This is a genomic window from Aeromonas sp. 84A, assembly GCF_051919345.1.
GTDB classification, from domain to species: domain Bacteria; phylum Pseudomonadota; class Gammaproteobacteria; order Enterobacterales; family Aeromonadaceae; genus Aeromonas; species Aeromonas veronii.
The window spans coordinates 1,125,156-1,137,146 of record NZ_JBQBEW010000001.1 but is presented as its reverse complement, the minus strand read 5'-3'; the positions used below and the strand labels follow the sequence as shown (position 1 = coordinate 1,137,146).

The 11,991-nt window shown below is 57.8% G+C and carries 9 protein-coding genes; 3 read left to right on the top strand and 6 right to left on the bottom strand.

What is annotated here, in order from left to right; translation table 11 throughout:
* The first annotated feature begins 358 nt into the window (after nucleotides 1–358).
* Nucleotides 359–1,276 (top strand): hypothetical protein, encoded by a 918-nt coding sequence (locus tag ACTG20_RS05415; protein ID WP_194494619.1) that lies wholly within the window; start codon nucleotides 359–361, stop codon nucleotides 1,274–1,276.
* Nucleotides 1,277–1,769: 493 nt separating this feature from the next.
* Here the strand turns inward: ACTG20_RS05415 and cysC are convergent, their stop codons facing one another.
* From cysC to cysG, 5 genes are all read right to left on the bottom strand, one after another.
* Entirely contained in the window at nucleotides 1,770–2,360 is a 591-nt protein-coding gene (cysC, locus tag ACTG20_RS05410; RefSeq protein ID WP_194494618.1) for an adenylyl-sulfate kinase, read from the bottom strand.
* Nucleotides 2,361–2,498: 138 nt separating this feature from the next.
* Nucleotides 2,499–4,223, bottom strand: coding sequence for an SLC13 family permease (locus tag ACTG20_RS05405; protein ID WP_194494617.1), 1,725 nt, complete (start codon nucleotides 4,221–4,223; stop codon nucleotides 2,499–2,501).
* A 4-nt stretch (nucleotides 4,224–4,227) separates the two neighbouring features.
* A complete protein-coding gene (gene cysN / locus ACTG20_RS05400; protein ID WP_194494616.1) occupies nucleotides 4,228–5,655 on the bottom strand; it encodes a sulfate adenylyltransferase subunit CysN in 1,428 nt (475 codons plus the stop codon).
* A gap of 12 nt (nucleotides 5,656–5,667) precedes the next feature.
* A complete protein-coding gene (gene cysD / locus ACTG20_RS05395; RefSeq protein WP_330847766.1) occupies nucleotides 5,668–6,600 on the bottom strand; it encodes a sulfate adenylyltransferase subunit CysD in 933 nt (310 codons plus the stop codon).
* Nucleotides 6,601–6,672: 72 nt separating this feature from the next.
* Entirely contained in the window at nucleotides 6,673–8,121 is a 1,449-nt protein-coding gene (gene cysG / locus ACTG20_RS05390) for a siroheme synthase CysG (RefSeq protein ID WP_194494614.1), read from the bottom strand.
* Between the two features lie 197 nt (nucleotides 8,122–8,318).
* Here cysG and ACTG20_RS05385 point away from each other — a divergent pair, with 197 nt between their 5' ends.
* Together ACTG20_RS05385 and ACTG20_RS05380 are read left to right on the top strand one after the other, a co-directional pair.
* Entirely contained in the window at nucleotides 8,319–9,242 is a 924-nt protein-coding gene (locus ACTG20_RS05385) for an SPFH domain-containing protein (protein ID WP_005335703.1), read from the top strand.
* Nucleotides 9,239–9,694 (top strand): NfeD family protein, encoded by a 456-nt coding sequence (locus tag ACTG20_RS05380; RefSeq protein WP_194494613.1) that lies wholly within the window; start codon nucleotides 9,239–9,241, stop codon nucleotides 9,692–9,694. The genes ACTG20_RS05385 and ACTG20_RS05380 overlap by 4 nt, the downstream gene beginning before the upstream one ends.
* Nucleotides 9,695–9,763: 69 nt before the next feature.
* Here ACTG20_RS05380 and ACTG20_RS05375 read toward each other — a convergent pair whose 3' ends face one another.
* On the bottom strand, nucleotides 9,764–11,869 hold the full coding sequence (locus ACTG20_RS05375; RefSeq protein ID WP_194494612.1) for a methyl-accepting chemotaxis protein: 2,106 nt from the start codon (nucleotides 11,867–11,869) through the stop codon (nucleotides 9,764–9,766).
* Between the last annotated feature and the right edge of the window lie 122 nt (nucleotides 11,870–11,991).

Sequence of the window (11,991 nt, the reverse complement as noted above, 5' to 3'; positions counted from 1 at the left end):
GCGATAAACGTTGGGCTTCACTTCGCTCAGCACCAACCTACTATTTTTAGCTCAACATGCGAGATAGCGTGTACGAGAGATGGTAATGGCACACAATTAGACTGGTTACCCTTCCAGCTAAGCAGAATGTCACAGCCAGTGAAATCTGTGGGTGTCCCAGATTTTTCATGACTTACATAATGACTCTGAACAAAAAATGTTTTTGGGGTTTAATATTGTCTATAAAACATTCCTATAGGAGCTGTAAACCCATTGATTTTCTAGTCCTACGAGCCAGTTATCGTCTTTGAGTTTAGCGGAAGTAAGTGACCAATCCGATAACCATACAGCCATAGCATTACGTTATGAGAGTGATAATATGAACTTCCTTGAGCACATTAATTTCTATAAATCAATCTTAAAACCATTAATAAAATCATCTGAAGGAATAACATATCAATTCCTATCTATGGAACCAAATTTAAATTACCCCAATAAAATAAGAAAAGATGACCTTTACTTAGTGTTGAATATATATACATATGGCATTTTAGAAAGATCTCACTTGGCCAGTATAACATCATTAGCCAGAATTATAAAATGGCTTGAGTCAACACAACAACATATGTTAGATGGTAATTATCTTGGATTCTCTGCCTCATTAAGAGGCTTTTTAGAGGCATCAGCTGACAGCTTCGACATAATGCTTTATCTTCCTGAAACAATAAGAAAAAACTTAAAAATTATTTTTATTCAATTGTCTCAACCATCGTTGCTAGATGGATATTTCATCTCGTTCGAGAAAATTGAAGAACAACTAATACACTACAGTCATGCCCGCAAAGTTGGTAAGAAAGAATCTGTTCCATCTAGCCACATAAACAAAACAAATGCTGACTACATTAATAAAATTGAGAAATTCGGCGTTGATAGAGCATATGAACTTTACGCTAGATTATGCGAACTAACTCATCCCGCTTCATCATCTGTCATGTGTTTTATTGATGAAACAGAAAAAACAATGACACTTAATTTTGGCAAAGATCAGACTCTTATAAATGAAATATTAAATAAATATTCCAGTACTTTAATAAAACTAATGGAATACTCTATAACCCCATCTGTAATCACATTGAGCTACTTAAATAAAATAGACCCTGAATGGCCAACCTTATCCATAAGCGTCCTTGAAAACATCGGCAACCTGAAAAACAGCCTAGATGAATTCGATTTGTTTGTTAACGAATTCAATGAGGGCTCTGTTGATATAAATAAGATATTAAATGAGTTCACATAATGCAATTTACCATTACTATGGTTGGCCACTACTCCTAAAATAAAAAAAAGGTAATACTCAAGCGCCTAAATATAGCCCGTAGGTTCGAATAGCGCAGCGTATTCGGACAATCGCGAATAACCATGCCACGGCATCAGCAGGGATCGGGAAATCCCCTTGCGGGGCTGATATCGGCTGCCTTGGGGTGGCTCTTGGTTCACCGGTGCCACTATAAGCTGAGTTTATGGATTTTCCGCTAATGACCCGACTTTTGCTTATAGTGGCTGCCGCCAGCACACAGAAGCTTGTTGCGGTCCACTTATCGGCCACAGGTCACTTGCCAGATGTGCTGCCGATTCCATGACACGCTCAAACAAAGAGGGTCGCTTTACCCTTGCGACCCCCGTCTGCACTCTATTTGCTGCTACGGCTTGCAGCCAGAGTGATTACCCGGTTGCCGGGATAACACCGGCGCCAGACTCCACAACTCATGTAAGACGGCGCTACTCAACAATTACAGGTAGTTCCCCTGCCTCAGCGCAGTCAGCAGATCATCCACCAGCACTTCCACCGGTTTACCGGCATTAAGCAGATGAATTTCCGGCTGCTCGGGCGCCTCATAGGCGGAGTCGATACCGGTAAAGTTGCGAATTTCCCCAGCCCGCGCCTTTTTATAGAGCCCCTTGGGGTCGCGCTCTTCACAGATGGCAAGCGGCGCATCGACAAAGACTTCGACAAACTCCCCTTCACCCAAGAGACTGCGCACCAGCGCCCGCTCGGCACGGAACGGCGAGATAAAGGCAGTAAGCACGATCAGGCCCGCATCCACCATCAGTTTCGCCACCTCGCCGACCCGGCGGATATTCTCCTGACGAGCGGCATCATCGAAACCGAGATCGCCACAGAGGCCGTGGCGCACATTGTCCCCATCCAGCAGATAGGTGTGCTTGCCTTGTGCCGCCAGCGCCTGCTCCAGCGCCCCCGCCAGGGTGGATTTGCCCGCCCCCGACAGCCCGGTAAACCAGATCACCAGCGGCTTTTGCCCTTTAAGCTCGGCCCGGCTCTGTTTGTCCACGGCATGCTTGTGCCACACGATATTGCTCATCCCACACTCCTTGATTGGCGCTTACGCCTCAAAACTTAAACTGTCCGGCACCACGGGGAGCCGCCTCGGACTATCAGCCGACAACGTGCTGGTGCCATGGCATTGCTCATCCAACACCCCTTGATTGGCGCTCACGCCTTAAAACGGAAACAGCAGGGGCACCATCACAATCACCCCGAGGCTATAGGCCAACGAGACCGGCAGGGCCAGCTTGAGGTAGTCCGGCATCTTGTAGTTGCCCGCGGCATAGACCATCAGGTTGGTCTGGTAGCCGTAGGGCAGGATAAAGCTGGAGCTGGCCCCGAACAGCACCGCCAGAATAAACGGCATGGTCGAGACATCCATGCTGAGCGCCAGCTGGTAACCCATGGGGAAGGCCAGCGCGGCGGCGGCGTTGTTGCTCATCAGCTCGGTCAGCACCAACGTAAACACATAGATACCGATAAAGGCGATGATGGGGCTGGCACCATTGAACTCCCCCATCAGCCAGTCGGCGATAAGCTTGGCCAGTCCGCTCTTTTCCAGCTGATCGGCGATGGCGAGCGCCCCGCCCACCACCAGCCAGATATCCAGCGGAAAGCGGCGGCGGATCTCGTCCAGGGTCAGAATGCGGGTGAGCAGCAGCGCCACCAGCATCAGCAGCAAGCCCTTGAACAGCGGCACCAGATCGAATACCGAGAGCGCCAGCACCCCGAGAAACCCCAGCACCACGGCGGCGCTGCGCTTGCCATCGAGGCGGGTGGAGGCTTCCAGCCCGCTCACCACCACAAACTCCCGCCCCAGCGATTTGTTGCGGGCAAACTGGGGGCCGGGGGCCAGCAGCAGGGTATCACCGGCATGCAGCTCAATCTGGCCGAGGCCACCGGTAAGCTGGGTTTCGCCGCGGCGCACCGCCAGTACCACCGCATCGAAGTGGGTGCGAAACTCGGCATCCTTGATGGTCTGACCCACCAGCCGCGAGCTGTGGCTGACGATCACCTCCACCAGATGCTGGCCGTTGAGGCGGTGCTGGCCGTAGAGATCCAGCCCCTTCATCTCCTGCAATACGCCGACACTCTCCACATCGCCGCAAAACAGCAGCACGTCCCCTTCGTGCAGCTCGTGTTCCGGCTGCACCGGGCAGATCACCTGCTCACCGCGAATGATCTCCGCCAGATAGAGGCTTTTCAGGCTGCGCAGGCCGTTCTCCTTGACGCTGCGCCCCGCCAGCGGCGAACCGGCGCCCACCTTGGCTTCGAGAAAGTAGCCGGATTCGCGGCTCATCTCGGTATCCTGCTCCGGCAGGTGACGGGCAAACAGCAGCACGGCCATCAGACCGGTCAGCAGGGTACCCGCCCCCACCATAAAGAAGTCGAACATGCCGAGCGGCGGTGCCCCCATCTTGATGAGGAAGCTGTTGACGATAAGGTTGGTGGAGGTGCCGATCAGGGTCAGCACCCCGCCAAAGGTGGCCGCAAAGCACATGGGCAGCAGCAGCCGCGATGGCGCATGGTTGGGGTTGCGTTTGACCGCTCCCAGCATGGAGGCCACCACGGCGGTGTTGTTGACGAAGGCAGACAGGAAGGCGGTGGAGAACCACACCTTCACCAGCACCTTGTTGAATGAACCCGTGCCCACCAGATTGGCGAACCAGCTCATGATGCGGGTCTTCTCCACCGCCAGCGACACCAGCAGCAACAGCACCAGCGTCAGCAGGGCGCTGTTGGTGTAGCCCGCAACCACGGCGTTGATATCCGCCAGCCCGCTCAGGTAGGTGATGAGCACGGCGCCCGAGAAGAGCAGCGCCGGGCGGAGTTTGCCCTGGATCAGCAGGGCCACGAGAGCAGCCAGCAGACCCAGCACCAGGAATTGTTGCCAGGTCATGGGCTTACTCCTTGCTTGTGTCGTTACCGATGGCAAGGGCTTGCCAGTGCGGGAAGTGCTTGCGCACAAGCGCGTTGAGCTCGATTTCGAACTCGCTGTAGTGCCCTTTTACCGCTTTGGCGGCCAAGCCTTCCACTATCATGCCAGCGCCGACGGTGACGTTGGTCAGCCGGTCGATCAGGATAAAGCTGCCGGTATCGCGGATCTCCTGATACGGGTCGAACGCCACCGGGTCGGTGAGGCTCAGCTCGCACAGGCCGATCTCGTTGAGCTTGAGCTCGCTCGCGTCCAACTCGTCGAGCTTGTTGATCTCGATGCGGTGGCGGATGGCCTCCACCTGACCGCGACTCTTCTTGGTGGCCAGTTTGACGTCGTAGACCCGACCTGGTTGCAGGGACTCCTCCCCCATCCAGACGATATGGGCCAGCAGGTTCTGGGTCACTTGCGGCCGCTTGGCGGCATCCACCAGCAGGTCGCCGCGGCTGATGTCGATTTCATCGGCGAAGGTGACTGTGATGGCCTGACCCGGCAGGGCGTACTCCAGATCCCCGTCGAAGGTGACGATGCGGGTCACTGTGCTCTCCTTGCCCGACGGCAGCACCGCCAGCTTGTCGCCCACCCGCAGAATGCCAGAGGCGAGCGTGCCCGCGAAGCCGCGAAAATCGAGGTTGGGGCGGTTCACATACTGCACCGGCAGGCGCACCGGATGGCGCTCCAGCTCGCGCTCAACCTCGGCAGACTCCAGCAGAGCAAGCAGGGTTTCGCCCTGATACCAAGCCAGCTTGTCGCTCTGGTTGACTACGTTGTCACCGTCCAGCGCCGAGACCGGCACGATATGGATGGTGTCGACGCTGAGCTTCTTGGCGAACTCGCGGTAGTCGGCACTGATGCGATCGAACACCTCTTGGCTGAACTCCACCAGATCCATCTTGTTGACCGCCACCACGAACTGCTTGATGCCGAGCAGGCTCGCGATAAAGCTGTGGCGACGGGTCTGATCCAGCACACCCTTGCGGGCATCGATCAGAATGATGGCCAGATCGCAGGTGGAGGCGCCGGTGGCCATGTTGCGGGTGTACTGCTCATGGCCCGGGGTATCCGAGATGATGAATTTGCGCTTGGCGGTGGAGAAATAGCGGTAGGCCACGTCGATGGTGATGCCCTGCTCGCGCTCCGCCTGCAGGCCGTCAACCAGCAGTGCCAGGTCCAGCTTCTCGCCGGTAGTGCCGAGCTTCTGGCTGTCGGACTCCAGTGCTTTGAGCTGATCTTCATAAATCTGCTGGGAGTCGTGCAGCAGGCGACCGATAAGGGTGCTCTTGCCGTCATCCACGCTGCCGCAGGTGAGAAAACGCAGCAGGCTCTTGTGCTGCTGGGCGTGCAGATAGGCTTCGATGCCCTGTTCGGTGATGGCGGTCTGAATATGGCTGTTCATGCTGACGACTCCTTAGAAATATCCCTGACGCTTCTTCTGCTCCATGGAGCCGGCCTGATCGTGGTCAATCAGCCGCCCTTGCCGCTCGCTCGAGGTGGTGAGCAGCATCTCTTCAATAATTTCCGGCAAGGTGGTGGCATCGGATTCGATGGCCCCGGTCAACGGGTAGCAGCCGAGGGTGCGGAAGCGCACCAGCTCCTGCTTCACCTCATCCTCGGCGGTGAGCGGCATGCGCTCGTCATCCACCATGATCTTGATGCCGTTGCGCTCCACCACCGGGCGATGGGCCGCGAAGTAGAGCGGCACTATGTCGATGTTCTCGAGATAGATGTATTGCCAGATATCCAGCTCGGTCCAGTTGGAGAGCGGAAACACCCGGATGCTCTCCCCCTTGTTGACCTGGCTGTTGTAAACCCGCCACAGCTCCGGGCGCTGGTTCTTCGGATCCCAGCGGTGGGACTTGTCACGGAAGGAGTAGACCCGCTCCTTGGCGCGGGACTTCTCCTCGTCGCGGCGCGCGCCACCGAAGGCGGCGTCGAAGCCGTATTTGTTGAGCGCCTGCTTGAGCCCCTCGGTCTTCATGATGTCGGTGTGCTTGCCGCTGCCGTGGACGAAGGGGTTGATGCCCATGGCGAGCCCTTCCGGGTTCTTGTGGACGATGAGATCCAGCCCGTACTTTTTGGCGGTCTCGTCGCGGAACTTGATCATCTCCTTGAACTTCCAGTCGGTGTCGACGTGGAGCAAGGGGAACGGGATCTTACCCGGATAGAAGGCCTTGCGGGCCAGATGCAGCATGACGGAGGAGTCCTTGCCGATGGAGTACATCATCACCGGGTTTTCAAATTCGGCAGCCACCTCGCGGATGATATGGATGCTCTCGGCTTCCAGCTGCTGCAAGTGGGTCAATCTTTCACGGTCCATGTTGGTCCTCGGGTCATTGCTTATGCGCCTGCTCAAGGCGCTGGGTGGTTCAGTTCGCGGCCGCGCTGGCAGCCGCATCAAATATCTCTTTCTCGGTCAGGCCAGTTGCACCAGCTTGAGGTCGCAGCCATCGAGATCCGGGTTAGCGCGCTGCTGCTCGCCGCCCTGCTCTCCGCTCTTTTCCCCAAACCAGGCGAGCCGATCGCGCAGGGCGACCACTTCGCCGATGACGATAAGCGACGGGCTCACCGCCTGTTTGGCCAGCTCAGCCAGATCAGCCAAGGTGCCGGTCAACACCCGCTGGCGGGATGTGGTGCCGCGCTCGATGATGGCGATGGGGGTGGCTTGGCTTCGGCCGTGATCCACCAGCTGCTGCTGGATATGCTCGGAACGCATCAGCCCCATGTAGATGACCAGAGTCTGACTGGTGGCGGCGAGCTGCTGCCAGTCGGGCTCCTTGCCCTCTTTTTGGCAATGACCAGTGATAAAGACGGCGCTCTGGGCGTAATCACGGTGAGTGAGCGGAATACCGGCATAGGCGGTGGCACCGGCAGCGGCCGTGATGCCGGGTACCACCGAGAAGGGGATGCCTTCGTCGGCCAGCACTTCCAGCTCCTCGCCACCCCGGCCAAACATAAAGGGATCGCCCCCTTTCAGCCGCACCACCCGATTGCCCGCCTTGGCGTATTCCACCAGCAGGCGATTGGTCTCCTCCTGCGGCACGCTGTGGGCGCCCGCCTTCTTGCCAACCGACACCAGAGTGGCATCGCGGCGCACCAGATCGAGGATCTCAGGCGAGACCAGCTGGTCGTAGAGCACCACTTCAGCCTGTTGAATCTGTTGCAGCGCCTTGAGGGTCAAGAGGCCCGGGTCACCGGGGCCCGCGCCGACCAATACCACCTCGCCCACTTCGCTTTTCGCCTGGTCGAGGCCATCGCTCAGCCACTGCTCGGCACCTTGCCAATCCTCTTTCTCAATCAGGCTGGCGAGGGTGTTGGAGGCAAAGGCGCGCTCCCAGAAGCGGCGACGGTCGGATATGGAAGAGAGCACCTGCTTGGCCTTGTCACGGACCCGGCCGGAGAGATCGGTCAGCCCGCCGAGATGGCGCGGCAGCAGGCTCTCCAGCCGCTCGCGCAACAGGCGCACCAGCACCGGCGCCTTGCCACCGCTGGAGACCGCCACCATCAGCGGCGAGCGATCGATGATCGAGGGAAAGATAAAGCTGGAGCGCTTGGGGTCATCCACCACGTTGACGAACAGACCCAGCTGGTTGGCACTCTGATAAACCAGTGCGTTGACTTCGAGGTTGTCGGTCGCCGCCACCACCAAAATCTGACCAGCCAGATGGGCCGGGGTGAAACGCTCCGCAAGATGGGTGAAACGACCGGTGAATTCCGCAAATTCCGGTTCAAGCTCCGGGGAGACCAGGGTCAGCCGGGCACCGGCCGCCAGCAGCAGGCGCGCCTTGCGCAGGGCAACCTCGCCCCCGCCCACCAGCAGTACCGGGCGGCCTTCCAACTTGGCAAACATAGGTAAATAATCCATTTCGGCCCATCCCTCGGAACACGACTAATATGGGGCGACTATAGGCAGGGCAGCTTATCCCTCAAAATAATAAAAAATGCTTTTTAATGCGTTTTGGTAATTAGCAAAGCCAATTCATGACAAAGGCGTACAAAGTCACTTGTGGTACCTGACGCCAGACCATAGGCTAGGGACTGTGTTTCATAAGGAGCTAAATGATGAATGAATCATTGATTGTGCTAGGGATTTTCGTGTTCCTGGTGCTCGCCACCCTGAGCGCGGGCATCAAGATAGTGCCACAGGGCTACAACTGGACGGTGGAGCGCTTCGGCCGCTACACCCGCACCCTGACCCCGGGTCTCAACCTGTTGATCCCCTACGTGGATCGGGTCGGCCACAAGATCATCATGATGGAGCAGGTGCTGGATATCCCGGCACAAGAGGTGATCTCCCGCGACAACGCCAACGTCACCATCGACGCCATCAGCTTTGTGCAGGTAGTGGATGCCCGCAAAGCGGGTTATGAGGTCAACGATCTCACCAGCGCCATCCGCAATCTCACCATGACCAATATGCGGACCGTGCTCGGCGCCATGGAGCTGGACGAGATGCTCTCCCAGCGCGACACCATCAACGAGAAGCTGCTGCGCACCATGGATGCCGCCACCGCCCCCTGGGGCATCAAGGTGACCCGCATCGAGATTAAAGATGTGCGCCCGCCGCTGGCACTGGTCGAGGCGATGAACGCCCAGATGAAGGCCGAGCGCCAGAAACGGGCCGAGGTACTGGAAGCCGAAGGGGTGCGCCAGTCCAAAATCCTGAAAGCGGAAGGCGAAAAGCAGTCCCAGATCCTCAAAGCCGAAGGTGAGCGTCAGGCCGCATTCCTCGCCGCCGAAGCGCGGGAGCGGGCAGCCGAGGCGGAAGCCAAAGCGACCCATATGGTTTCCCAGGCGATTGCGGAAGGAGACCTGCAGGCCATCAACTACTTCGTGGCTCAGAAATATACCGAAGCTCTGGCCCGCATCGGTGAAGGCCCCAACAGCAAGATCATCATGATGCCGCTGGAAGCGGGCAGCCTGATTGGCTCTGTGGCTGGCATGGCCGAGCTGTTCAACAAAGATGGCAAGGGCAGCAAGTCATGACAGCCCTGTTAGAGGGGCTGACCCACTGGCACTGGCTGGGGCTCGGCTTCATTCTGCTGGCCATCGAGGTGCTCGGCTCGGTGGGCTTTTTGCTCTGGACCGGCATCGCCGCGCTGGAAGTGGGGCTACTGCTGCTGATCTGGCCCTTTGGCTGGCAGGCGCAGTTGCTGCTGTTTGCGGTGCAATCCCTGCTCACCACCTGGGCCTGGTGGCGCTGGCAGCACCAGCGTGACAACTCGGGTCAGGATGCCGCCAGCACCATCAACGATCGGATGCAGAGCTATATGGGCCGCGAGCTGACCCTGCTGGATGATGTGACTCAGGGCACCAGCCGGGTGCATCTGGACGACACGGTCTGGACGGTGCGCTGCGACGAGTCGCTGCCTGCAGGCAGCAAGGTCAGGGTGGTGGGGGCCGACTCCCACATCCTGCTGGTTGAACCCCGCAACTGACGCAACTCTGCCGTCGAGTCATAAAAAAGCCCGCGATCGCTCGCGGGCTTTTGTCTCTCTGGCAGCCACTCAGGTACGCAGCCGATCGAGCTGACTGGCGAGCGCCGTGGCCGCTTGCTCCAGCGCCTCGCTCAGTTGATGGCTGGAGCTGGCCTCCTGCCCAATCACGTTGGCGGTATCACCAATCCGCATCAAATTCTTGTTGATATCGTCACTGACGGCGCTCTGCTGCTCGGCGGCGGTAGCCACCTGACTGATGTGGTCGTGGATCTGCTGGATCTGGGCCACCACCCGATTGAGCGCCTCGAACGCCTGCTCGGTGCCCTGCACCGTGGTGGTGGAGCGCTCGATGCCGGTATTCATCAGACGTTGACTGCTGCTCACCTCTGTTTGCAGGCTACCAATCAGCTGGCCGATCTCGTCGGTCGATTCACGGGTCTTGTTGGCCAGCGCCCTTACCTCATCCGCCACCACAGCAAAGCCACGGCCCATATCACCCGCACGTGCCGCTTCGATGGCGGCATTGAGGGCCAGCAGATTGGTCTGCTCGGCAATGGCACGGATCACATCGAGGATCCTGCTGATATTGGTGCTGCGCTGGGCCACCAGCGCCACCGCTTTATCCGCCTCATGCATATCGCCGACCAGAGTATGGATCTCGTTGCGAGCATTGCTGAGGGTCTGCTGGGCGGTATTGATGTGGTGGGTCGCCGCTTCCGACTCCTGCGCCGCCTGCTCGGCATAACCCGCCACGCTGACTGCCGTGGTGCTCATCTGATGCATGGCGCTCACCACGCTCTCCAGCTCCAGATTCTGCTCATCCAGACTACTGCGCATGGTGTCGGCGGTATGTTTCATCTCCCGCGCCTGCTGGTAGACCTGCTGACCAATCCCCTTGCTCATTTGCACCATGCCCCGCAGCTTGCCGAGGAAGGCATTGAGCTGGGACCCCAGATCGATCAGCTCCTGATGGGTGTCGATCTCCATCTGCTGGGTCAGGTCACCCTCGTTGCTGGAGAGATGACCCACATGGCGGCTGATAAGAGAAAGCGGTGCTGTGATGGTCTGGATAAACCAGACCAGCAGCCCCAGCACCAGCAGGGTAATCCCGCCCATGGCGATGATCTGCTGCCGCTGGGCATCCACCAGCAGGGCGCCCAGTTCATTGCTGATGGCGTGCGCCTTGCCGAGCGCCAGCGCCTTGGGCACCTTGATCATCAACCACCACTGGGTATTGGCTGCTTCAACCCGGATGGGCTGATGAAGAATAAAGTCACTGTCGCTGCTGACCGGCTGACCGTCAGGCAGGGTCAGGCCCACCTCCTTGAGTGGACGGCCCAGCTTGTCGGCATAGCGGTTGCTGCCCACAATCAGCCCCATCTTGCTGACCAGGGTCACATCCGCCTTGTTGTCATAGAGGCTCTTGCCAAGGTTTTCAGCCAGTTGCTGGAAGATGGGCAGGTTCATATCCACCCCGGCCAGCCCGACAAACTTGCCGTCACGCAGCACGGGCACCGTCAAACTGGTCATCAGCATCTTGTTGCCCGGGCTGATTTCGTAGAGGTAGGGCTCCATCAGGCAGGGCTGGCGGGTATCGCGACCACAGAGATACCACTCGCTGTTGCGAATACCGAACTCGTTGAGGGAGGTATCAAACTTGGCCTCACTGGCGGCGGCGTCCACCGCTTGCTGAGCGACTGCCCCTCCCTGATCCTTGGTGAAATAGACCTCCAGACTCCCCTTTCTTGCCACCGAGTGGCTGGCCCCGCCCAACCAGTTGCCATCCTCACCATCATAGCCGTCCGGTTCAAACTGGGCATAGATGGAGCTGATCCCGCTCGCTTGCTGCAGGCTGCTGCCAAGCAGAGACTCCACTTGGGGCCGCGACAATCGCAGTTCCGGTTTGGCCATCCCGGCTTCAATCTGGGCGGTCACGGTCAGGGGGATCTGATAGGAGTTCTGCATCAGCGAGGCAATCTGGATGGCATAGCGCTCTGCCTGATACTGCAGGCTGCGGGAGACCTCCTCTTCCAATGCATCGCTGGTCTGGGTCATCACCATCTTGCGAAGGGAGCTGAAAGAAGCCGATTGCAACAGGGTCATGGCCAGCCCGGTCAGCAGAAACAGCCCCATGGTAAGGCACAACAACTTGAACTTGAGGGAACGTTGCTTCATGCGACAACTCCTTATGGCAGAATAACAACGAATTAATTGAGTATATTCGCCCACTTGCGCTTCACCCGATTTGTTGATGGGTTTGTGACAGGCTTATGGTTATAATTTTTGCCTTCCCGAGC